Here is a 20,541-nt window from a genome sequence, read left to right on the forward strand (position 1 = left end):
AGCAAGGATTGCCATGACCATCACGTCCCAGCCCGTCGTCCTGACCAGCAGCAGCATCGGAGGCAGCGACGAGGAGGTGGTGGAAGCCAACGCGGCCATCATCGACGCCATGCGCAAGGCCATGCTGCCGCTGGAGGACATGTCCCCGGTGGCCGTCCGAAGCTGCCTGGTGGATTTCTACCTGAGCCAGGCGCTGGAGGGCGGCTTCGCGCAGTATGCCGTCATGGCGGGCGGCCGGATCGCCACGGACCCGCTGGTCCGCGAAGGCATGGCGGGGATGGGCGCCGCCGCGCACCTGGACCTGTTCAACCGTGCCGCGGAGGCCTACGGCGTGCTGACCGCCGGAACCGAAGCGTCCTACCTGGGCGGCGGCACCGATGATGGCGGCCCTCTTGGCCGCGCCGTCCTCCGCGTGGGGGAGCTTGACGGCGAATTCGAGGAACTGCTGGAACACGAGAACATCACAGCCCTCAATGCGCGGTGGCTGCGCGGCCAGCCGGACCTGCTGGTCCTGGACGACGAGGAAGTGGGCCCGTACATCCAGCGGCTCGCGGCCCTGGTATTGGAAAACAGGGCATTGAAAGACACGGCCATGGACGACGTGAAAAAGAATCTCGGGACACCCGTAACCTTTCCGGCACCGCAGGCGATGTAGTCCGTGATGGGTCCGCCAGGCGGGCCCAGTCCGATGTGTTGTCTAGGTTTTGGAGAAGTAAATGTCTGTGTTCACCGTTCTCGCCACCAGCAAAGTCGCCGCCGGAGTCCTGGCCGCCGGAACCCTGGCAGTAGGAGGAACCGGCGCCGCCGCCGTCTCCGGCGTCCTTCCCACCCAGGCCCAGCAGACCGCCCACGAACTCTTCGGTGCACCTGCCCCCAAGCTTTCCGCCGAAGCAGCAGCTGATGCCCAGGCCACCCCGGCCCCCACGGCCACGGCAGCGGTAACCGACGCACTGAAGAGCGCCGACGCCACCGCAGAGTCCACCGCCAACGCCTCCGCAACGGCTAAGGCTTCTGACGACAAGGCCACCGCCGACGCAGCCGGGTCCGCAACGGCCAACACCGCCGTTGACGCTGCCGGTCCTGCAGCCCTGGGCCTCTGCACCGCCTTCACCCACGGCGGCCTGGATGCCTCCTCCAAGGCGTTCTCCTCGCTGTCCATCGCGGCGCAGGGTGACGCGAACGTCGAGAGCTACTGCGCCGACGTCGTGGCCACGGCCGACGCCGCAGCGAAGGCCGGTGCCGAGGCCAAGGGTTCCGCGTCGGTCGAGGCTGATAAGCCCGAGCTTCCGGCCGTTCCGTCGGCTCCCGCAGTGCCCGCCGTTCCGGCCGTTCCGGGTGTCGACGGCGCGGGCGCCGTTCCTGCTGTTCCCGCTGTGGGCGGCAACACCGTCCACACCCCGTCAGTTTCGGCCCGCTAAGGCTTATTGGCTAGTCTGGACTGCGGCTGCGGCCGCAGTCCGGGCTGCCGGCCGGGGCGCGCACCTTTGGAAGAGCCCCTGGCATACCCGCAAAAGGCAGCCGGAATACCACGGGGACTGGCAGTCCCAACCTGGAACCGGGACCAGGCGTAAGCCCGGACCCGGGATGGAGGAGCCGCTGGTGCTGGACACTTTGGCCCAAGAAGAGATCGACATATTCGACAACGCAGCCGGAACTGATCCGGCCGCGTTGTTCGCTGCTGCCTATCGAACCTTTGCGGGCCCGGTGCAGGGCTACCTCAAAGCACGCGGACTCGATGATCCCGAGGCTGTCACCCAGGACGTCTTTCTGGCCTTCTACTCCAGGATCGGCACGCTCACGGGCGGCCTGCAGGGCGCGAAATCGCTGATCTTTTCGATCGCCCACGCCCGCATGGTGGACCACTACCGGCGGGTGGAGCGCAGGCCGCAGCTGACACCGTACGACCCCCAGCACGACGGCCGGACCACACCCTCTGCGGAGGACCGCGCCTTGGAACTGACGGCCGGAGCAGAAGCCATGCTCGAAGGGCTCAGCGAAGAACACCAGGAGGTCCTCGCCCTTCGCGTCGTGGCGGACCTGTCCATCGACCAGGTGGCCGCCATCATGGGCAAGAGCGCCGGAGCCATCAAACAGCTCCAGCGCCGGGCCCTGCAGAACCTCAAGGCACAAACGCTCAAGAGAAACCAGGCACATCATGAGTGACACCGCAGGATCCCGCAACACCGGTGCCGTTGACCAGCTTCTGCTGGAGGCAGGCATGGACGACGACGGCCAGCTCCGCGACGCCCTGCTCAACCTGCATGCCCTGGCGGCAGAGGCCCCGGCGCCCTCCGCCGAAATCGCTGCGCTGATGGCAGGCCCGTCAGCTGCCGCCACCACCGCCCTCCCGGCCATCACCGCCACGGAGGCTGGGGCCGGGCAGCGCCGGGCAGGCCAGCCCACCCCGGGGAAACCTGCTGATGAACTTGCAGCCCGCCGCAGGGCCAAGCGCCGCATCACGCTCACCACGCTCTCGGTGGCTGCCTCGCTCGCAGCCGGCGGCGCAGTGGCTGCCGCCTCCGACCAGGGATTCCGCGACTCCCTCTCCCAGCTGAACCACGCCGTCACCTCTTTCGTGACCGGTTCCGCAGTGGCTCCCGTCCACAATGACACCACGCGGGTTCCGGTGCCTGCGCCGGCCGCACCCCGGCCCTCCACAACCAGCAGCGCGGATGCCGTCCCGCCGGCACCCGCGCCCGCCTCGGCACCTGCCGCCGGAGCGCCGTCGAGCGTTCCGGCGCAGCAGGGAAACACACCCGGCCACGGGGCGCCCCCGCAGAAGCCCGCTGAGGTTCCTGCGGAGCCGGCACTGCCCACGGATGTTCCGGAGGACGTCAGGAAAGGCCTGGAACAAGGCCCCAAACTGCCCGTTCCGTTGCCCACCGAAATACCGCTCCCGGGCAAGGCCCCAGACGTTCCCCTGAAGTAAGACAGGCCGGCGCCACCTGCCAGGCCAGCATTGCCTAGTAGCCCTGGGCCGGCGCTGCCTTGACCATGGCGCCCGACGGGTCGGACAGGTACCAGACTCCGCCCACGCCCTGGCCCAGGATGTCGCCCGGTTTGGTGTCCTTTGCGAAGTAGTAGAGGGGCATGCCGTTCAACGTCACCTGCTTCTTGCCGTCAGGTGTGGTGATGGTGCCCAGCTTCCCGGTCACTCCCTCTGCGGTGGGGGAGCCTGACGTGGTGGTCAGCGGCGGCCACTGGACCAGGCAGGAACCGGTGCAGGCACTGCTGCCGGAGTCCTTGGTGTCCTTGGTGAAGAAGTAGAGGCTCATTCCCTTCGCATCCACCACGATGCTGCCTTCCGGGGAGGACGCTGTCTTAATCTCGACGGCGGAACTTGCCTGCGATGATGCCGCGGACGTTGCGGAGGGGCTGGTGGATAACGTCCCGGACGAAGTGCCGGCTGCACTGGTTGAGCCGCCCCCTGCCGGGCTGGAGGCCGCCGGCGTGGTGCCGGTGCTGTTGCCGCAACCGGTAAGGGCTGCCGCCAGGGCCAGGATGGCAAGCCCTGCCCCGAGATGGTGTTTCATGGTGTGCTCCTTGGCTGTGTGATTGCTTGGCTGGTGCCTCTTCGGCCCGGCGCCCGGCGCTGGATCACCGGGCGCTAACTCCTACGACGCCTCCGGGTAAAGAATGGTTCACAGGTACGACGTGCGGGGTTCGATTGAACCGATTCCTGCTTCCTGTCGTGGTAACTGCCGGAAGCGCAGCATTCCGTGGCGTTCCCAGGGACGGTGAAGTGGGCAGGGCAGTGACGGGAGGAGCGGCATGCCGCTCGACGACAACGTGGTGGAGGCCATCTACCGTGAACACGGCAGCGCCCTGCGCCGTTTCGTGCTCAGTGCCACCCGGGATCCACAGCTCGCGGAGGACGTGGTCCAGGAAACCGTGCTCCGCGTCTGGCAGCATGCCCCGGAGGTCAACGGCAGCTTCCGCAGTTACTTGTACCGCACAGCCAGGAACATCATGATCGACAATTACCGCAGGAGCCAGCGCCGCCCGCATGAGGCGCTGGAAAGCAGCCTCACCGACCCCGCCAACCTCAACTACCCCAGTGAGGTAATGGGCCGCGTCGACGAGCTGCTCAACCGGGTCCTGATGGAGGAAGCACTGCTGCGGCTGAGCAAGGAACACCGGGACGTCCTGGTGGCCCTGCACTACCGCCGGTTCACCGTCAATGAAGCGGCGGTCCAGCTCAATATCCCCAGCGGCACGGTCAAGTCCCGCGCCTATTACGCCATCCGGGCCTTGCGCACCATCCTGGACGAGATGGGGGTGGAACGGTGAACATCAACCCGCACCACCTGCTGGGCGCCTACGTCCTGGGGGGCCTCGACGCCGTCGACCTCACCCTGTTCGAGGCCCATCTCCAGGACTGCGCGGCCTGCCGCAAGGAGCTGGCGGTGCTGGAGAAAGTCCCCATGCTCCTCGATTCCGTTCCCGTTCCTGACGCCATGGCGCTCAGTGGCGTTCCAGGCAGCAATGGCGTCCCAGGCAGGGAGGCGGCTGACGCCAACGCCCCTGGGCGGCTTTTGGACGAACTGGCGCGCCGCCGCCGGACATTACGACGGCGGTGGGCTGCACTGGCGGGGGCTCTTGCCGCCGCGTGCCTGGCTGTGGGCCTGGCAGTGGGGCCACTGCTTGTCAGGCCGCCGCAGCCGGACGCAACCTATTCCGTGGCCTCCGGTGGAGGGCTCCAAGTGAACATCGACATGGCCAGGAAGACCTGGGGGACCGAGCTTGCTGTCAGTGGCAGCAGCCTGCCGGCCGAAGGGACGCTCTCGCTGTGGGTACGGGACCGGGCGGGCGCGGAGGACCGGGCCTGCGCCTGGACCGCCACCCCCAGCGGGAAGGTCAAAGTCACCGGGGCCACGCCCATCCAGCTGGGCAGCATCTCGAGCGTCGAACTGCGGGACGGTGCCCAGCGGGCCGTGGCAGTCATCACCGTTCCGTAGGCGCGCGGTCCTCGTCCTGAGCGGCTGCTTCCCCGGTTTTTCCAAGTACCCGGAATTCCGCCACCGAGGCAGGGTCCTGGCACGCACAGGCGAACACCTCGATCCGCCGTTGGAAGCACTGGGCGGAAATAAACGCCGCCCGCCGCTACTTTGTCATTTTGGCCAGCCGGGCGCGCATGATCATGTAGGCGCCGTAGCAGACCAATCCGGCTCCCACCGCGGCCAGGAGGTAGGGGCCCAGAGGCTGGTCGCGGAGGGCCCGCAGGCCGCCGTCCAGGCCGGTGGAGTCCTCCGGGTGCTCCTTGATGGTGGCGATGACGATGAGCAGCCCGGTGAGCAGCAGCACCAATCCTTTGGCCAGGTAGCCGGCAATGCCCAAGGACAGCACTGCCGTCCTGGCTGCGCCGGCGGCAGGCATCCGCAATTGCTTCTCGAAGCTTTTCTTGGGGCCCCGCATACCGTAGGCCACCCCCGTGACAGCGACTGCCAGGCCAATCACGACCAGCAGCGCCACACCGCCCGGGGCCGCCATCATGGAGACGGTGAAATCGCTGGCGGCCTTGCGGTTGTCATCACCAGTACCGGTACCCATGGCGAAATGCCACACCGTCAGCGCGAGCACCGCATACACGATTGCCTGCAGCGCGGCCTTGGCTTTGTTCCTGATCTTCTTCTTGGTGGCCTGGTGGTTGAAGTCGAAAATTGCGTCGCCGGCCTGCCAGAGCGATAAGGCTGCACAGGCGGCGAAGCTTCCCCACAGCAGGAACGGACCCACGGGCGTGGTGGCAAGCTCAGCCACCGCACCGCTGAAATCGGCGTGCCCCGTGCCGCCCATGGCCAGCCGGATGGCGATGGCACCCACCAGCAAATGCAGGATACCGCTGGCCGCGAACCCGGCCCGGGCCAGGAACTCAAGGACCGGGGAATTGGTGACGTCCTCGGCCTTGTCGACCACCTGCTTCAGTTCTTCTTTGATCGTCTTTCCTTTGGACAGGCGCGGTAATGCGCTGGTGTGCGTGCCCTTCTTACAAGGCCAATCGTCCCACGCCGTCCGGGCGCGGAACAGTTGGTCCGGCCTACCCGGCGATGGGGAGGGATCCCCATCGCCGGGTTCCGCCGCCCGTGCGACCATAAGGACCAGCGATAGACACGTACCGCACTCTTTCCGGGGGAAACCATGACTTTTTACGGCGCAGACATCAGCCAGTTGCGGGCGCTGGCCAAGGCCGCCGACCAGGCAGCGGCACTGCTGAGCAGCCGCGCCGGGTCGCTGCACAGCCAGATCCAGTCCGCGCCGTGGAAGGGCCGTGATGGTGAACGCTTCCGTCAGGAGTGGAGCGCCAGCCACCGCCCCAGCCTGGACAAAGTGGTGGCCAGCCTGCGGGAAAACTCGAAGATCCTGATGAAGCATGCCGACGAGCAGGAAAAGGCGTCAACCGCCGGAACCGGAGGCTCCGGCGGCAGCACCTGGGACCGGCTCACCTCGATGGCCGCGCAGGCGAAGGAGTGGTTCAAGGAAAGGGCCGAAGAATCCAGGGCGGCCGCGGAGCACCGCCGGGAGCTCGAAGCGGGGCTGGACCGGATGCTCAACGCCAGCCCGGAAGAGCAGGCAAAGTGGTGGGCCGGCCTGTCCGATGCCGACCGGACGTACCTGATCCAAGGCGAAGGCAGCGATGGCCCGTTCGCCGAAGACCTCATGCGCATGGACGGCGGCATTCCCGTATCCGCGCAGGAGTTGGCCAAGCAGCACCTCCAGGATCTGGCCAGGGCGGACATTCCGGTCTACTCGGAAACGGGCAAGGCCTCCATTGAAGCCCGGGTTGCGTGGGTCCACGGTGGCGCCGAAGTGGGTACCGAAGTGGTGGAGAACGCCGACGGCTCCGCCACCGTGAAGGTGTACGGGAACATGGGCCTGGGTGTCAACGACACCACCGGCACGGCGGGGGCAACACTCACCGGTGAGGTCTCCCGCGAGTACACGTTCGCCAGTGTGGAGGAAGCCATGGCCGCCCGCGAACAGATGTACCGCGACCTTCCGCCAGACAGCATCGGCGAAATCAAGGAGGTGGCCGGCAACCCTCCCGGATACATCCTGGACACCATCAATGATGCCGCGAAGGACAACGGTTCCACCGGACAGGCGGACAAGGCCAAGGGCACGTTCTCGCTGGATGCCAGCGGCGAGTCCGGCACGGCGTCCGGTGCGGCGAAGCTGGACCTCGCCTATGAGCGGAACCTGACGGACGGCACCTCGACAGCCAGCGGTGAGATCTCCGCCCAGGGCCAGCTCAAGCTGGACGGCCGCGTCTTCGAAGCCTCCGGCAAGGGCGGGCTGCAGGTCAACCTGGACAAGGACAACAACATCGGTTCCGTGTCCGTCTCCATGGACGGGACCGTGGCCCAGGGCGTCACTTCCGGTGTGAAGACCGAGGCTGCGAAGTTCGATTCCACCGTTACCGCCGGTACCCAGGGCAGCGTCAAGATCGATGTCGATTACACTCCGGAGAACCGCCCGGTCATCGACAGCTACCTGCGCAATGTGGCCCTGGGCAATGACGCCGGTGCAGCCCGCGAGGCTGCCCGGCTGTACGAGGCCGGTTCCGCCACCGTGCAGGTGAACTCCGTGCTGACAGCCACGAACGAGGCAGGGTTCGACGTCAAAGTGGGTGAAGTGGACGTCAAAACCGAGAACCAGTCCACCACCAACGTGTCCACGTACTATAAAGTCCCCAACGACACCAAGCTCGAGAGGCTCTGAAACCAATGTCAGTGCACATCGAATCCCCGCTGGGCTTCACCGCAGACTTTCCCGAGCACACCCAGGTCCTGGACCACTCCACGGCCGGGCCCAACAGCGAGCAGTACGGCCTGCTGGGCAACGTGCTGGTCACCGTGATCAAGGACGATACCTCCGTGCAGGATGCGCCGCAGGCCAACGGCTGGGCCCACCTCATGTCGGGCTTCTACCTCGAGGACCGCGGCGGCACCCTCCTGGCAGAAGGCGAGCTGAACCTGCCCGGCAAGGCGGCCTACGCCGTGGTGGTGGGATACGGCGACGACGGCGGGCCGGCGAAGGTGGCAGCCACCGTGGGCGTGTGGGAAAGCGGCCGGTTCATCGGCGTCGTGGTCGTCTGGCCCTACCTGAACCCGGAAGCGGAACCCCGGCTGGACATGCTCAAAGAGATCGTGGCCGCCATCAATATCGGCTAGAAGCTTTCGACGGCCCGCCGCTCAGCGGCGGCGGTAGCAGAGATCGAAGATCAGCCGGCCGGCCTCGTGGGCTTTTGCCTCGAAGCTGGTCCGGATCCTGCCCTCGAAACGCGGAGCCCAGCCGCCTGTTTCGTCCACGCCTTCGTTGGGCCCGGTGTGTTCCGTGCTTACCGGGGCGCGTCCCTCACGCACGGGTGCCCCGCCCACCACGGATTCGACGCCGGACTGCCACACCTGCGTCAGGGGGCTCTCGGGGCCGCGGCGCTCGCCGGTGTGCAGGTTCTCGAAGTCCCCTGAGCCCGCCATGACGTCACGGACATGGACGGCGTAGTTTGACCAGTCGGTGGCGATCCGGAACAGGCCTCCCGGCTTCAGCGCGCGTGCCGCAAGCCCGGCGAACTCGGGCTGGATGAGGCGGCGCTTATGGTGCCGCGACTTGTGCCAGGGGTCCGGGAAGAAGACCCACAGTTCGCTGACCGAGCCTTCGGGCAGCATGGTGGCCAGAACTTCGGGCGCGTTCGCTTCCACCACACGGACGTTGTTCAACCCCCGGCCGTTGATCTTGATGATGGTGTTGGCCAGCCCCGGCGTGTAGACCTCCACGGCCAGGAAGTTCGTGTCCGGGTTCTGCTCCGCCGCATGGCAGATGGCGTCGCCGAGCCCGGATCCGATCTCGACGATGAGCGGGGCTTCACGGCCGAATTCCGCGGCGGCGTCAAAGGTGTAGTCGGGGTGGACAGAGGTGTTGGCCACGTGCCGCGGCACGTCGACCGCCCACCGCTCGGCGTGCTCGGCCCAGGCAGCCTGCCGGCGCCCCTGCAGCCTGGTGCCGCGGCGCACGAAACTGACCGGGCGGCCCCCGTACGTGCCGAAGGAGGCCTGGGTGCCGGGCGTGACAGGCCGCGGGACATGCGGTTGCTGGGGGTTTTCAGGGGATTCGCTCATCCCTTCCAGAATAGCGCCGCGGGGACGGCGGAAGATCGGAGCGAACGGAATACACCTTTGCCCGGAGCACTCGGATGCTCAGAACACGCCTATGAGGTCGAGTGCAGGACCGAGTGCCAAGGCGAAGACCACGCCGCAGATGCAGAGGGCAATTGCCGCCGCGGACCGGCTTCCTGACCCCTGGGGCAACTGTTTCAGTGCTGGGAGTGCCAGCCGGAGACCTAGTGAGGCGAAGAGGAGAGGCAGGCTGAACAGCACGAAGGGAGTTACCCAGGGGGTGGGGGAGCGGCCGTTGTCCGAATAGGTCAGGAGCATGGCCAGCCCGGCGAACGGCGCGGTCAGGAACATGCTGACCGGGGCAAGGATCGCCAGGACCAGGCTGCTCGCCCCTTTGTGATTGGGCGCCCCCGGCATTTGGCCAGGGCCGCCCGGAGAGGGAGGCGGGCCTGTCCCGTCCGGCGGTGCGTCTTCCAGGCGTGCACCTTCCAGCCGTGCACCCTCCAGTGGCCTGGTCTCAGGTAGTCGTGTCTCCGGCGGCCGGCTCTCCGGCAGGGTGGGGCGTGATTCCGGCGGCGGCGTAGTTTCCATGGTGCTCCCGTTGCTAGGTGCGGCCAGGTACGTGGCCGCGGCTGGTTACAACCTATGAATCTGCCTGGTGCGCCGGAAGGTGCGCCGGGCCGTATGTGGAAAACTCCACGGCGGCGCCTGCCTGCAAGAATGGGCGGATGACCGACGCACCGAATGCCGAACAGGGGATGCAGCAGCGAAGGGCTGACTCCGGGGAAGCCCATGGCCGGACCAGGGCGGGCAGCAGCCTGGTGGACCTCAGCACCCTGGTGGATGCAGAAATTGACGAGCTGCCGGCGGCGGAACCCACCCGCGTGGGCAGCCGGCGCGCCCTGGCCTACCTGGGTGTGTGCCTGGTCCTGATCGGGCTGAACCTGCGCAGCGTCTTTTCCAGCCTCTCGGCCGTACTGCCGGAGGTGACATCGCAGGCCGGGCTGCCCGGCTGGTCCGTGGTGGTGCTGACCACAGTTCCCGTGACACTCCTGGGCGTCTTCGCGCCGCTCGCCCCGGTCCTGGCCCGCCGGTTCGGCGCGGAAAGGGTCCTGCTGGGCGCCATGGCATTGCTGACCGCCGGGCTGCTGTTGCGGCCCGTTGACGCCGGGGCAGCCGCCGGCGGTGCGGGCCACTTGCCGGCCCTCCTCCTGGGCACGGCAGCCTGCGGCGCGGCGATCGCCCTGTGCAACGTGCTCCTTCCGGGCCTGGTGAAACGCGACTTTCCCCACCGGCTGGGGCTCATGGGCGGTCTCTACACCACCGCCATCTGCGCCTCCGCGGCGCTCGGGGCGGGCTTCACCTATCCGGTCTACACGGCGACGGGGGAGTGGACAAAGGCGCTGTGGGTCTGGGCGGTGCCCGCCGCCGTCGTCCTTCTGTTGTTCCTCCCCGTGGCCGTGAAGCAGGGCACGGTCCGGCATCAGGCGGTCCATGACGGCGTGAATGTATGGCGCTCTCCCGTCGCCTGGCAGGTGACCATCTTCATGGTGCTGCAGGCCATGATGTCCTTCAGCGGCTTCGCCTGGCTGGCGCCCATCCTCCGCGAAAGAGGCGTGGACGGGGCCACCGCAGGGCTGATCGTCGCCGTATGCATCGTGCTCCAGATGCTGGGGTCCCTGTTTGCACCGGCACTTGCCGCGAGGTTCCCCGACCAGCGCGCCATCAACGTGGTGGTGGCACTGATGACCGGCGGGGGATTCGTGCTGAGCATCCTGGGCCCGCTGGACCTCATCTGGGTGTGGGCCGGCCTGCTCGGACTGGGGCAGGGAAGCCTCACCGCCGCCGCACTGACCCTGATTATGCTCCGAACCCGCGACGGGCACACCGCAGCCCACCTCTCCGGCATGATGCAGGGTGTGGGCTACGGGGTGGGCTCCACGGGCACCCTCATGGTGGGGCAGCTGCACCAGGCCACCGGGTCGTTCGTTCCTGCAGGAATCCTGTTCATGGTGGTGGGCCTGCTCGCGGCTGTCTTCGGTTACCGGTCCGGCCGGAACCGGTTCGTGGAGTAGGAACCGCTGTGCAGGACTCCACGTTGCCGGGAACCCGCGACGCCGCCGGGATCTTTCGGCCCCCGTATCTCTGGGTGACCGTAGGGACGTGCGCCCTGGTGTTCCTCGCCGCCTTCGAGTCCCTGGCCGTCACCACCATCATGCCCCTCGTCAGCCGGGAGTTGAACGGCGGAAGCCTCTATGCGCTGGCCTTCGCGGGGCCACTGGCCACCGGCGTGATCGGGATGGTGGGAGCCGGAAACTGGTCCGACCGCCGCGGGCCTGCATCGCCGCTGTATGCCTCCGTGGCGCTGTTCGTGCTGGGACTTCTGATCGCGGGTACGTCGGTCTCCATGCCCATGCTCGTCGCCGGCCGCCTGGTGCAGGGGCTCGGCGGCGGCGCCCTCACCGTTGCCCTCTACGTACTGGTGGCGCGGTTCTTTCCCGGCCCGCTGCATGCAAAAATCTTCGCCGCATTTTCGGCCGCCTGGGTGGTCCCATCACTGGTGGGCCCCTTCGCCGCCGGCCTGGTGGCCCAGGTCTTCAGCTGGCACTGGGTGTTCCTCGGCGTGGTCGGCCTGGTCATTCCCGCACTGGCGATGATCGTCCCGGTGCTGCGCGGACTGGACGGGCCTGAAGAAACCGGACGGGCGGAAGGGGCAGGCCGGCTCAAGGAAACTGCCCCGCCGTGGGCCCTTGGCAGGCTGGGATGGGCGGCGCTGGCTGCGCTTGCGGTGCTGGGGCTCAACCTCTCCGTGGATGCAAGCATCCCCGCCTTCCCGGCAGCCACGGCACTCCTGGCGCTTGCCGCCGTCGCCCTTGCCCTGGTGGCTGTGCGCCCCCTGGTGCCCTCCGGAACCCTCGCTGCCCGGCGCGGGCTGCCCAGTGTGATCCTGGCACGGGGGCTCGCATCGGCGTCGTTCTTTGGCGCCGAGGTCTACCTTCCCTACCTCCTGATTGACCAGTACTCGTTCCCGCCCACCCTGGCCGGCCTGACCCTCACGGGTGGGGCGCTGGCGTGGGCCGGGGCGGCGGCCGTCCAGGGGCGGCTGGGTACCCGGCTGCCCCACCGCCGAGCGGTCCAGACGGGATCGTTCATGGTCCTGGCGGCAGTGCTCCTGGCCCTGGCGACCACAGCGCTGCACTGGCCGGCCGCCACCGCCATCGCTGGCTGGGTCCTGGCAGGCGGCGGCATGGGCCTGCTCTACCCGCGCCTGAGCGTGATGACCCTCGCCCTGTCCACCAAGGAGAACGAAGGCTTCAACAGCTCCGCCATGTCCATCTCTGACTCCCTGGGCGGCGCGCTGTCCCTGGCCACCACAGGGATTGTGTTCGCGGCATTCACGACGCCGGTCCAGTCCTTCGCAGGGGTCTTCGCCTTCACCGCCGCCATCGGGGTCGCCGCGGCCCTGGTGGCACCGCGCGTCACCACCCCTGCTCCTCCGGCGGGCTAGGAAGGCCGGGCGGGTTAGGAAAGCCGGGTGGCGCGCAGGACGACGTCGGCGATGGTCGCCTCCTGTCCTTCGGGTCCCGTCACCGGCCGTTCCCGGCTGGTCAGGACCTCAATCTGCCACTCCGGCCCGCCAAGCCCCAGTTCGCGGACCAGGTCGTCCGCCGTGTAGAACATATCTGCATGGTGGTGCCCCGGGCCCCATGGCGGCAGCCGGTCCGGGTGGTGGCCCACCACCAGCAGCGTTCCGCCGGGTTCGACGGCTGAGGCCGCTGTCCGCAGCGGGATCCGCCAGTCAAGTTCCTGCGAATGCAGGAACTGCGACGTCACCAGGTCATAAGATGCCTCCGGCTGCCACTGCGTCAGGTCCGCCAGCTGCCAGGTGATCCGGCTTTCAATATTGTTGTCCGAGGCGTTCACGCTTTCCCGCGCCAGTTCGGCCAGTTCGTGGGAGCGGGCCCGCTCCAGGGCAACGGCGGAGACGTCGACGGCGGTTACTGACCAGCCTTGCTGCGCCAGCCAGATGGCGTCGGCGCCTTCGCCGCATCCCAGCTCCAGCGCCTTTCCCGGCCGCAGGCCACCTGCCTCACGGACCAGCTGCGGGTTCGGTTTCCCGCTCCAGAGCCTCGCCTTGGTGCGGTACCGCTCGTCCCAGGCGGACGCCGCGTCAATGCCGCCACCGACCCCCTCAGGTGGACCGCCGCCGTCGTGCGCGTGGCCTTCGTGTTGGTGCGTGTCCTGGTGCCGCCCCGGCTGCTCGTTCATGGCTCAACACTGCCCCGCTGCGCCCCCGAAGGCAACGCCCGGGACGGGTGCCCGGCGTCGGGATGCTAGACTGGAGGAACTTGATGTGCAGTGATGCCCGCCTGCTCCGGATCTGGAGGTTCCTTCCAGGGAGTGGGCTTTCTTCATGTGAGAGGCACATCCTGCGTCGATGAACGCGTTCCATTTGGTCCCGGCCGGCTGTCCTGATTTACAGCGCCCGGTTGATCACCTGACTTTTCTTCGGCGAAACCCCTGGTCCAACCGGCATCGGGGGCCGATATCCGCCCGGATACCGCCAGAAAGACCGTAAAAAACTACATGACTACTTTTGCTGCCCTCGGTACTCCCAAGGCCCTTGCAGACACCCTTACCGCCCAGGGGATCGTTGAACCGTTCCCCATCCAGGTGAAGACCCTTCCGGACACGTTGTCCGGCCGTGACGTCCTGGGCCGTGGCCGGACCGGATCCGGTAAAACCATTGCTTTCGCCATCCCGCTTGTAGCAAGACTCGCTGAGCGGGAAGCCAAGTACTTCTGCAAGCCCGGCCGCCCCATGGGCCTGGTCCTGGCGCCCACCCGTGAACTGGCAACCCAGATCAACGCCACCATCGAGCCGCTGGCCAAGGCCGCCGGCCTGAACACCACCGTGATCTACGGCGGCATCTCCCAGGCCCGGCAGGAAAAGGCGCTGCGCGCCGGCGTCGATATCGTCATCGCCTGCCCCGGCCGCCTGGAGGACCTGATCCGCCAGCGCATCCTCACCCTTGAGGCTGTGGAGATCACCGTCCTGGACGAGGCCGACCACATGGCTGACCTCGGCTTCCTGCCGGTGGTCAAGAAGCTCATGGACATGACCCCCAGCCAGGGCCAGCGCCTGCTCTTCTCCGCCACCCTGGACAACGGCGTGGACAAGATCGTCCAGCGCTACCTGTCCAACCCGCTCACCCACTCCGTGGACGATCCGCAGGCAGCGGTGACCACGATGGAGCACCACGTGCTGGTGGTGAACGACCAGACCGTCAAGAAGCAGCTGATCGTGGAGCTCGCCTCCGGCGCCGGCCGCCGCGTCCTGTTCATGCGCACCAAGCACCACGCCCGCAAGCTGGCCAAGACCCTGACCGACGCCGGAATCCCGGCCGTCGATCTGCACGGCAACCTGTCGCAGAATGCCCGTGACCGTAACCTGGCCGAGTTTTCCAACGGCGACGTCCGCGTCCTGGTGGCCACCGACGTGGCCGCCCGCGGTGTGCACGTGGACGACGTCGAGCTGGTCATCCACGTGGACCCGCCCACCGAGCACAAGGCATACCTGCACCGCTCGGGCCGTACCGCCCGCGCAGGTTCGGACGGCACCGTTGTGACGCTGACCCTCCCGGAGCAGCAGACCGACGTCAAGAAGCTCATGAAGGCAGCCGGCGTTGAGGTCAACTTCGAGCGCGTTACCGCCAGCTCGCCGATCGTGGGCGAACTGACCGGTGAAATCGCCGACAAGGTTGACCCCCGCACCCGCGCCGCACTGATGGCCGCCAAGGCCCCCAAGCAGGGCGGCGGTACCTCCACGGGCGCCAACGCCGAACGGAAGCGTGCACGCCGCCAGGCTGCTCCCACCACCGGTGGGCGCGGCGGACGTGGTGGACGCGGCAAGGTTTCGGCCGAACCCGCCCGCAGCGACGCCACCCGCGCCGAGCGCCGGGCTGTTGCCTTCGAAGGCCGCACGGAAGCCCGGGCAGCATTTGACCGCAATGCAGAGCAGAACGAGGACCGCGCAGTGGCAGCAGCCGCTGCCCGCCGCAACGCCCGCGGCCGCGGCACTGCTGCCGGCACCCACCGCAACGACGTCCCCGCAGCAGGTGGCCGCTCATCGGCCGGCCGCGGTTCGGATGGCCGTACTGATTCACGCGTAACCCGCAGCGAAACTCCCCGCGGCGGCACCGGCCGCCCCGCATCCTCCGGCCGCCCCGCTTCTTCGGGCGGACAGCGCAGCGGACGCCCGGCAACGGGCCAGCGTGCCGCGGCCGGTGCAGGTGCGCGGACCGGCGGACAGCGCTCGTCCGGTGCAGGCGCAACCGGCGGCAGCAAGGCCGTGTGGTCCTCCAACACCGGTGGCACCTCCGGCGGTTCCTTCGGCGCAGGCAACGGCGGCTCGGGCCGTCCCGCGCGCAGCGGCCCCCGGCGCGCGTCCGCCCCGGCCTCGAACGAGCGCCGCGGCCGCTAGGCCCAGTCCAGCCAATCATCGAGTGCTCCGCAGTTGTCGTTTAGACGCGTCTAAACGACAACTGCGGAGCACTCGTTTTTAACCGCTACCAGCCGCGGGCGCGCCACTGCCCAAGCTGCGGCCGCTCGGCACCCAGCGTGGTGGGGTTCCCATGCCCGGGATGCACGACGGCGGTGTCCGGGTAGGTGCCGAACAACCGCTCCGTGACGTCGGACAGGAGCTGATTGAACCGTTCCGGGTCCTTCTGGGTATTGCCCACGCCGCCCGGAAACAGTGAGTCCCCGGAGAAGATGTGTGCAGGTCCTTCCGGGTCCTGGTAGACGAAGGCGATCGAGCCCGGCGTGTGGCCGCGCAGGTGCACGGCGGTGAGCTCGAACCCGTCGACGGCCACCGTGTCCCCGTGCACAAGCCGCCGGTCCACTGCAGCGGGCAACGCGTCGGCGTCGTCCGCTCCGGCAGCGGTTGGTGCGCCGGTGGCATCCACCAGTTCCTTCAGCGCGCGCACGTGGTCCCAGTGCTGGTGCGTTGTGGCCACGAGGGCCAGGTGCGCCCCGGCGCCCGTGTCCGCAGCCCCATCCGCCAGCAGCTGCCGGATGGCAGGAAGGTCGTCGGCGGCGTCAATCAACACCTGCGCGCCGCTCTCCTTGGCCGTTAGCAGGTACACATTGTTGTCCATCTCGCTGACGGAGATGCTGCGGATGGTGAGGGCGGGCAGGTCGTATCGAAGTGAGTCCATGGGCTACAGGCCTAACGGCAGGGTGGTGGAGTAAACCTGCTTGGATGGCTTCGCGGCGAGAACCTCGTGCAGCGCGCTCCTGCCGTCCGGCGTGGCCCGCCACGCGGCGTAGTCGTCGTGGTCCTGGGTGGTGGCCCAGGTTTCCACCACCAGGATGTGGCAGGGGTCCGCGTCGTCCACCAGCGCTTCGATGCCCTGGTTGCCGGGCCACGCCCGGGTGGCGGTAAGGGTTTCAGCCAGGTACTTGGCGGCGTCGGCGACATAGTCGGGGTTGAACTGGACTTCGAAGTGGACGATGGCAGTCATGCGGCTCCTCGGGGTATCGGTCAAAACGTAGGGTTTGGTGGAAGGGCGCTATTCCCGTCCTTCAGACACCCAGGTGGGGTCCGCGGAACGGGAGCCGACGATGGCGTCCGACGCTCCGTCCAGGGCCTCCAGATGCGCCGGGGTAAGCTCCAGGGCCAGTGCCCCGAGGTTTTCGTCGATCCGGGCAGCCTTGCGGGTGCCGGGGATGGGAACCACGGGCAGGCCCAGCCGCCTGCCCTGCGCGAACAGCCAGGCAAGGGCCACCTGCGCCGGCGTGGCGTTGAGCTGATCCGCTACGGACCGGACGGCGACCACCACGGCCTGGTTGGCGTCTGCGGCGTCCGGGGCGAAGCGGGGGATGTTCCGCCGGAAGTCCTTGGCGCCCAGGCTTGAGGTGTCCACGGTTCCGGTGAGGAAGCCGCGGCCCAGCGGCGAGTACGGGACGAAGCCCACACCCAGGCCTGCGGCGGCGGGGACTACGTTGCGTTCCACGTCCCGGCTCCAGATGGACCATTCGCTTTGGACCGCCGCGATCGGGTGGACCGCCGATGCGTCCTGCAGTTCCTGGGCCGTCACTTCGGACAGGCCCAGGTGCCTGACTTTTCCCTGCTTGACCAGCTCCGCCATGGCGCCCACGGTCTCCTCGATGGGGACCCGGACATCGCGGCGGTGCATGTAGTAGAGGTCGATCACGTCGGTACCCAGCCGCTGCAGGCTCCGGTCCACGGCCTCGCGAACATACCCGGCATCGCCGCGGATATCCGTGTAGCCGTCAGTGGGCGTTCCCACCAGCGCAAACTTGGTGGCCAGCTGGACTTCGTCCCGCCGCTCCTTGAGCAGCTGGGAAATCAGCTCCTCGTTGCTGCCGCCGCCGTAGATGTCAGCGGTGTCGATGAAGCTGACACCGGCGTCGACGGCGTGGTGCAGGGTCTGCAGCGCCTCGGCGGGGTCCACCTCGCCGTACACGGGCGTGAGGGCCATGCCGCCGAAGCCGAGGGGGCTGACGGTCAGGCCGTCGCCAAGCTGGACAGTGCTCCCGGGTTCGGGCTTGCCGGGGTGGGTGTTGCCGAATTCGGGGGATGCGTTTGCCATGGTTCTCCTGTTCGTTTCCTGCGTTGAAAATTACAGCCAAGGTATGACGCGGTCCGCCGCCGGGCGGGTGGCCTGGATCAGCCGGGCGTTGGCTTCGTCAGGTCCAGCAGCCCAGGCCACCGCAGCCTCCCGCTCCATGCCGAACGAGATGTGCCGGTCCACCAGGCGCTGCAGCCGAAGCGCGGGCGGGGTTTCGAGGAACCACACCTCGTCCAGCTGCGCCCGCACGTCCTTCCACGGTTCCTGGTCCGCCAGCAGGTAGTTGCCCTCGGTGATCACCAGCTGTACCTCGGCCGGGATTGCGATGGAAGCGGCCACCGGCTCGTCCAGGGTGCGCCGGAACTCCGGTGCGTATACCACTGCCTCGTCCCGGAGCGCCAGGCGGCGCAGCAGCGAAAGGTAGCCGCCGCCGTCGAACGTATCAATGGCGCCCTTGCGCTGCCGGAGCGGGGTCCCTTCGATGATCGCGTTGCCCAGGTGGAAGCCGTCCATCGGCACCACCACGGAGGTTCCGGGACTGAACTGCTCCTGGAGCCAGGCGGCGAAGGTGGACTTGCCGGACCCCGGTGCCCCGGCTATGCCCAGGATGGTCCGCGTTCCGGGCAGCAGCCGGCGCCGCAGCGTATCCACGGCCATCGTGATCTCGGGGGAGTGCATGGCAAAAGCCTAGCCACCGCTGGACACCCGCGGCGCATCTTTTTCTGCCGGCAACGCCTTCAGGCCCGCGGCGCAGCCCACGATCCCCGCAATGAACAGCAGCTTCACCACGCTGAAGGGCTCCACGCTGGTGGCCATGGCCCATCCCACGGTCAGTGCGGCGCCGATGCCCACCCAGATGGCGTAGGCGGTGCCCAGCGGAATGCTGCGGATGGCCATGCCCAGGCCCAGCATGCTGAGCGTGGCGGTGACGGCGAAGACGATGGTGGGCACCGGCCGGCTGAAGCCATCGGACAGGCCAAGGGCCGTGGCCCAGACTGCTTCCAGGACCGCGGAGGCCAGGAGCACCAGCCACGGAAGGCTGCGTTTCAGCATCACGCCACCACCTTGAGGCCAACCACGCACGCGGCGATGCCGGACAGCAGGAGCAGGCGCGCCGCCGTCGGACGTTCCACCCTGGTGGCCATCGCATAGGCGGAGGTGAGGACAACCCCCACGCCCACCCACACGGCATAGGCCGTTCCTGTGGGAATGGACTGCATGGCCACGGCAAGGCCGCCGGTGCTGGCAGCAACGGCCGCCAGGAACAGGGCTGCGGGGGCGATTCGGCGGCGTCCGGAAACCTGCGCGGCCCGGTGAAGCGCCGCGGCCCAGACGGCCTCCAGCGCGCCGGAAAGAATAAGGATGATCCACGGCATGACAGTTCCTTTGGCCAGTCTTGTCGCGTGCCGGGTACTGAACCGTCGTCCGGAGGCCCGGGTGGGGGCCTTGGCTTCCAAGGTAGCAAGGCACGACGGCGGGCTGCCACCGGTGGTGCGCAACCTCACCACCTGAAGGGGTGCCTACGCCGTGGTGTCCACTGGGTCGATGGACACGACGGCCAGGAATCCCCGGCCAAGGATCTCGGGGGAGTCGTCGTCCGAGCCGGTCACTGCGTCGTATCTGCCCAGCTCCACCGCCTCCGCGCCGGCTTGGCTGACCTTCGCCTGTCCCTGCAGCAGCACCCCCACCTGCCCTTCGAAGACGGGGTGGGCGCGCTTTTTGGACAGCTCGATGATGGAGGTAAAGGCTTTGAACGCACCGGTCCGGGTGATGACGTTGAGGTCACGGATGTCGCCCGTGGGAAGTGTCGCCGTGGTGGCGGCGCCGCCGTCGAACCGGAACGGACGGTACTTTTCAAGCGGCTGTTCCGCGCCGCCCACGCTGAGCAGCAGCAGTTCCCCCTCGATGACCGTCAGCACGCGCTCCATGCCGGGGAAAGCGGAAAAGTCGCCGGCCTTGGCCACATCGGCGATGCTCACCCGCCAGTCCCAGCCGCCGTCCGGTGAAGCCTGGCGCGCGATTTCCCTGGTCACCCCGCCGCCGTTGCGCCATGGTTCGGCCTTGAGGTCAGCGAAGCGGATGATCTGCATCAGCCCAGCCTAGTTCCCTGACATGGCCGCCCGTCGCAGTTGTGTCCGGTCCCTGCTAATCTCCTCCGGGGGGTCAACACGAAAACAGCCTGAAGGAGCCCGGGAATGTTCGTCAAAGTGTGTGGTCTCAGCACGCCCGAATCGGTCCGCGAAGCAGTGGACGCCGGTGCAGATGCGGTGGGATTCGTCCTCACTGCCAGCCCCAGGGTTGTCTCGCCGTCGCAGGCAGCTTCCCTGTTGGCCGGGCTTCCGGAGAGCGTCACCCCGATCGGCGTCTTCCGGGACGAGCCTGTGGCCGATGCCATTGCCATCGCCCGCGCCGCGGGCCTGGTGTGGATCCAGCTGCACGGCGACCGGTCACCCGCGGACGTCGCAACAGTGCACGACGCCGGCATGAAGCTGGTCAGGGCCATCACCATGGGTGCCGGCCAGGACGAGTTCGACGACTGGGGTGAGGACCTGCTCCTGATCGATGCCGCTGTGCCGGGTTCCGGGGAATCCTGGGATTACGCCTCCGTGGCAGCCCTGCCCGTGCTCAAGGGACGGAACTGGCTGCTCGCCGGCGGCCTTGAGGCGGCCAACGTGGGCCAGGCAGCAGCCGCGGCGCATGCCTGGGGCGTGGATGTTTCCTCCGGGGTTGAAGCGTCCCGCGGAGTGAAGGACCTGGCCAAGATCCGGGCCTTCGTGCAGGCTGCCAAAGCGGCTGCCACGGTTTAGCCGCCGAAGCCTCTGTGCCCCGGACGGC

Annotated in this window: 24 protein-coding genes and 1 riboswitch; of the genes, 12 read left to right on the forward strand and 12 right to left on the reverse strand. The window is 68.0% G+C overall.

Translation table 11 applies throughout. The features are described from left to right. The first annotated feature begins 13 nt into the window (after positions 1-13). From ACR65J_RS06130 to ACR65J_RS06145, 4 genes are all read left to right on the forward strand, one after another. Positions 14-655 (forward strand): DMP19 family protein, encoded by a 642-nt coding sequence (locus ACR65J_RS06130; protein WP_440167018.1) that lies wholly within the window; start codon positions 14-16, stop codon positions 653-655. Positions 656-716: 61 nt separating this feature from the next. Further along, complete coding sequence (locus tag ACR65J_RS06135) at positions 717-1,418, forward strand: protein tyrosine phosphatase (protein WP_440167020.1); 702 nt, start codon at positions 717-719, stop codon at positions 1,416-1,418. A 166-nt stretch (positions 1,419-1,584) separates the two neighbouring features. After that, positions 1,585-2,163: an RNA polymerase sigma factor gene (locus ACR65J_RS06140; RefSeq protein ID WP_440167021.1), complete on the forward strand. Its 579-nt coding sequence runs from the start codon at positions 1,585-1,587 to the stop codon at positions 2,161-2,163. Then, entirely contained in the window at positions 2,156-2,929 is a 774-nt protein-coding gene (locus ACR65J_RS06145; RefSeq protein WP_440167023.1) for a hypothetical protein, read from the forward strand. Before ACR65J_RS06140 ends, ACR65J_RS06145 begins: the two co-directional genes overlap by 8 nt. Positions 2,930-2,963: 34 nt before the next feature. Here ACR65J_RS06145 and ACR65J_RS06150 read toward each other — a convergent pair whose 3' ends face one another. Continuing rightward, a complete protein-coding gene (locus ACR65J_RS06150) occupies positions 2,964-3,533 on the reverse strand; it encodes a COG4315 family predicted lipoprotein (protein ID WP_440167025.1) in 570 nt (189 codons plus the stop codon). Positions 3,534-3,771: 238 nt separating this feature from the next. Between ACR65J_RS06150 and ACR65J_RS06155 the strand changes: the two genes are divergently transcribed. After that, entirely contained in the window at positions 3,772-4,290 is a 519-nt protein-coding gene (locus tag ACR65J_RS06155; RefSeq protein ID WP_440167026.1) for a sigma-70 family RNA polymerase sigma factor, read from the forward strand. Next, on the forward strand, positions 4,287-4,958 hold the full coding sequence (locus ACR65J_RS06160; RefSeq protein ID WP_440167028.1) for an anti-sigma factor family protein: 672 nt from the start codon (positions 4,287-4,289) through the stop codon (positions 4,956-4,958). The genes ACR65J_RS06155 and ACR65J_RS06160 overlap by 4 nt, the downstream gene beginning before the upstream one ends. 145 nt (positions 4,959-5,103) lie before the next feature. On the opposite strand, the gene ACR65J_RS06165 is transcribed toward ACR65J_RS06160, so the two are convergent. Further along, positions 5,104-5,922, reverse strand: a complete 819-nt coding sequence (locus ACR65J_RS06165; RefSeq protein WP_440167418.1) for a DUF1206 domain-containing protein — start codon at positions 5,920-5,922, stop codon at positions 5,104-5,106. Between the two features lie 213 nt (positions 5,923-6,135). Here ACR65J_RS06165 and ACR65J_RS06170 point away from each other — a divergent pair, with 213 nt between their 5' ends. Then, positions 6,136-7,716 carry a fimbrial protein gene (locus tag ACR65J_RS06170; protein ID WP_440167030.1) on the forward strand — a complete coding sequence of 527 codons (1,581 nt, stop codon included), beginning with the start codon at positions 6,136-6,138 and terminating at the stop codon, positions 7,714-7,716. A gap of 5 nt (positions 7,717-7,721) precedes the next feature. Next, positions 7,722-8,168, forward strand: coding sequence for a hypothetical protein (locus tag ACR65J_RS06175; RefSeq protein ID WP_440167031.1), 447 nt, complete (start codon positions 7,722-7,724; stop codon positions 8,166-8,168). 21 nt (positions 8,169-8,189) lie between these two features. On the opposite strand, the gene trmB is transcribed toward ACR65J_RS06175, so the two are convergent. Together trmB and ACR65J_RS06185 are read right to left on the reverse strand one after the other, a co-directional pair. Further along, complete coding sequence (trmB, locus tag ACR65J_RS06180) at positions 8,190-9,113, reverse strand: tRNA (guanosine(46)-N7)-methyltransferase TrmB (RefSeq protein ID WP_440167033.1); 924 nt, start codon at positions 9,111-9,113, stop codon at positions 8,190-8,192. A gap of 78 nt (positions 9,114-9,191) precedes the next feature. Then, positions 9,192-9,701, reverse strand: coding sequence for a hypothetical protein (locus ACR65J_RS06185; protein WP_440167035.1), 510 nt, complete (start codon positions 9,699-9,701; stop codon positions 9,192-9,194). A 137-nt stretch (positions 9,702-9,838) separates the two neighbouring features. Between ACR65J_RS06185 and ACR65J_RS06190 the strand changes: the two genes are divergently transcribed. Then, complete coding sequence (locus ACR65J_RS06190; RefSeq protein ID WP_440167037.1) at positions 9,839-11,185, forward strand: MFS transporter; 1,347 nt, start codon at positions 9,839-9,841, stop codon at positions 11,183-11,185. Between the two features lie 8 nt (positions 11,186-11,193). Beyond that, positions 11,194-12,618: an MFS transporter gene (locus ACR65J_RS06195; RefSeq protein ID WP_440167039.1), complete on the forward strand. Its 1,425-nt coding sequence runs from the start codon at positions 11,194-11,196 to the stop codon at positions 12,616-12,618. A gap of 14 nt (positions 12,619-12,632) precedes the next feature. Here ACR65J_RS06195 and ACR65J_RS06200 read toward each other — a convergent pair whose 3' ends face one another. After that, positions 12,633-13,379, reverse strand: a complete 747-nt coding sequence (locus ACR65J_RS06200; RefSeq protein WP_440167042.1) for an SAM-dependent methyltransferase — start codon at positions 13,377-13,379, stop codon at positions 12,633-12,635. A 318-nt stretch (positions 13,380-13,697) separates the two neighbouring features. Here ACR65J_RS06200 and ACR65J_RS06205 point away from each other — a divergent pair, with 318 nt between their 5' ends. Then, entirely contained in the window at positions 13,698-15,593 is a 1,896-nt protein-coding gene (locus tag ACR65J_RS06205) for a DEAD/DEAH box helicase (RefSeq protein WP_440167044.1), read from the forward strand. Positions 15,594-15,678: 85 nt separating this feature from the next. On the opposite strand, the gene ACR65J_RS06210 is transcribed toward ACR65J_RS06205, so the two are convergent. The 7 genes from ACR65J_RS06210 to ACR65J_RS06240 form a co-directional block, all read right to left on the reverse strand. Further along, positions 15,679-16,329 (reverse strand): MBL fold metallo-hydrolase, encoded by a 651-nt coding sequence (locus ACR65J_RS06210; RefSeq protein ID WP_440167047.1) that lies wholly within the window; start codon positions 16,327-16,329, stop codon positions 15,679-15,681. Between the two features lie 3 nt (positions 16,330-16,332). After that, the gene (locus tag ACR65J_RS06215) at positions 16,333-16,635 is read right to left on the reverse strand and encodes a putative quinol monooxygenase (RefSeq protein WP_440167048.1); all 303 of its coding nucleotides are present in this window, start codon (positions 16,633-16,635) and stop codon (positions 16,333-16,335) included. 48 nt (positions 16,636-16,683) lie between these two features. Beyond that, positions 16,684-17,727: an aldo/keto reductase gene (locus ACR65J_RS06220; RefSeq protein ID WP_440167050.1), complete on the reverse strand. Its 1,044-nt coding sequence runs from the start codon at positions 17,725-17,727 to the stop codon at positions 16,684-16,686. Between the two features lie 30 nt (positions 17,728-17,757). Next, positions 17,758-18,384: a nucleoside/nucleotide kinase family protein gene (locus ACR65J_RS06225; RefSeq protein ID WP_440167052.1), complete on the reverse strand. Its 627-nt coding sequence runs from the start codon at positions 18,382-18,384 to the stop codon at positions 17,758-17,760. Between the two features lie 9 nt (positions 18,385-18,393). After that, positions 18,394-18,759, reverse strand: coding sequence for a DMT family transporter (locus ACR65J_RS06230; RefSeq protein WP_440167054.1), 366 nt, complete (start codon positions 18,757-18,759; stop codon positions 18,394-18,396). Beyond that, the gene (locus ACR65J_RS06235) at positions 18,759-19,082 is read right to left on the reverse strand and encodes a DMT family transporter (protein WP_387561131.1); all 324 of its coding nucleotides are present in this window, start codon (positions 19,080-19,082) and stop codon (positions 18,759-18,761) included. Before ACR65J_RS06235 ends, ACR65J_RS06230 begins: the two co-directional genes overlap by 1 nt. A 9-nt stretch (positions 19,083-19,091) precedes the next feature. Then, a riboswitch (guanidine-III (ykkC-III) riboswitch) is annotated at positions 19,092-19,157 on the reverse strand. A 69-nt stretch (positions 19,158-19,226) separates the two neighbouring features. Beyond that, positions 19,227-19,796: a HutD/Ves family protein gene (locus tag ACR65J_RS06240; protein WP_440167056.1), complete on the reverse strand. Its 570-nt coding sequence runs from the start codon at positions 19,794-19,796 to the stop codon at positions 19,227-19,229. A 105-nt stretch (positions 19,797-19,901) separates the two neighbouring features. Between ACR65J_RS06240 and ACR65J_RS06245 the strand changes: the two genes are divergently transcribed. Beyond that, the gene (locus ACR65J_RS06245) at positions 19,902-20,513 is read left to right on the forward strand and encodes a phosphoribosylanthranilate isomerase (protein ID WP_440167058.1); all 612 of its coding nucleotides are present in this window, start codon (positions 19,902-19,904) and stop codon (positions 20,511-20,513) included. The last annotated feature ends 28 nt before the right edge of the window (positions 20,514-20,541 follow it).

It is taken from the genome of Arthrobacter sp. SAFR-044 (assembly GCF_059414985.1).

Bases quoted from the DNA above. Each gene is read 5' to 3' on its own strand.
- ACR65J_RS06225 (WP_440167052.1), bottom strand. From the start codon at position 18,384: ATGCACTCCCCCGAGATCACGATGGCCGTGGATACGCTGCGGCGCCGG.
- ACR65J_RS06245 (WP_440167058.1), top strand. From the start codon at position 19,902: ATGTTCGTCAAAGTGTGTGGTCTCAGCACGCCCGAATCGGTCCGCGAA.
- ACR65J_RS06155 (WP_440167026.1), top strand. From the start codon at position 3,772: ATGCCGCTCGACGACAACGTGGTGGAGGCCATCTACCGTGAACACGGC.
- ACR65J_RS06210 (WP_440167047.1), bottom strand. From the start codon at position 16,329: ATGGACTCACTTCGATACGACCTGCCCGCCCTCACCATCCGCAGCATC.
- ACR65J_RS06150 (WP_440167025.1), bottom strand. From the start codon at position 3,533: ATGAAACACCATCTCGGGGCAGGGCTTGCCATCCTGGCCCTGGCGGCA.
- ACR65J_RS06230 (WP_440167054.1), bottom strand. From the start codon at position 18,759: ATGCTGAAACGCAGCCTTCCGTGGCTGGTGCTCCTGGCCTCCGCGGTC.
- ACR65J_RS06145 (WP_440167023.1), top strand. From the start codon at position 2,156: ATGAGTGACACCGCAGGATCCCGCAACACCGGTGCCGTTGACCAGCTT.
- ACR65J_RS06240 (WP_440167056.1), bottom strand. From the start codon at position 19,796: ATGCAGATCATCCGCTTCGCTGACCTCAAGGCCGAACCATGGCGCAAC.
- ACR65J_RS06190 (WP_440167037.1), top strand. From the start codon at position 9,839: ATGACCGACGCACCGAATGCCGAACAGGGGATGCAGCAGCGAAGGGCT.
- ACR65J_RS06175 (WP_440167031.1), top strand. From the start codon at position 7,722: ATGTCAGTGCACATCGAATCCCCGCTGGGCTTCACCGCAGACTTTCCC.
- ACR65J_RS06200 (WP_440167042.1), bottom strand. From the start codon at position 13,379: ATGAACGAGCAGCCGGGGCGGCACCAGGACACGCACCAACACGAAGGC.
- ACR65J_RS06130 (WP_440167018.1), top strand. From the start codon at position 14: ATGACCATCACGTCCCAGCCCGTCGTCCTGACCAGCAGCAGCATCGGA.
- ACR65J_RS06140 (WP_440167021.1), top strand. From the start codon at position 1,585: ATGGAGGAGCCGCTGGTGCTGGACACTTTGGCCCAAGAAGAGATCGAC.
- ACR65J_RS06215 (WP_440167048.1), bottom strand. From the start codon at position 16,635: ATGACTGCCATCGTCCACTTCGAAGTCCAGTTCAACCCCGACTATGTC.
- ACR65J_RS06235 (WP_387561131.1), bottom strand. From the start codon at position 19,082: ATGCCGTGGATCATCCTTATTCTTTCCGGCGCGCTGGAGGCCGTCTGG.
- ACR65J_RS06170 (WP_440167030.1), top strand. From the start codon at position 6,136: ATGACTTTTTACGGCGCAGACATCAGCCAGTTGCGGGCGCTGGCCAAG.
- ACR65J_RS06220 (WP_440167050.1), bottom strand. From the start codon at position 17,727: ATGGCAAACGCATCCCCCGAATTCGGCAACACCCACCCCGGCAAGCCC.
- ACR65J_RS06205 (WP_440167044.1), top strand. From the start codon at position 13,698: ATGACTACTTTTGCTGCCCTCGGTACTCCCAAGGCCCTTGCAGACACC.
- ACR65J_RS06135 (WP_440167020.1), top strand. From the start codon at position 717: ATGTCTGTGTTCACCGTTCTCGCCACCAGCAAAGTCGCCGCCGGAGTC.
- trmB (WP_440167033.1), bottom strand. From the start codon at position 9,113: ATGAGCGAATCCCCTGAAAACCCCCAGCAACCGCATGTCCCGCGGCCT.
- ACR65J_RS06185 (WP_440167035.1), bottom strand. From the start codon at position 9,701: ATGGAAACTACGCCGCCGCCGGAATCACGCCCCACCCTGCCGGAGAGC.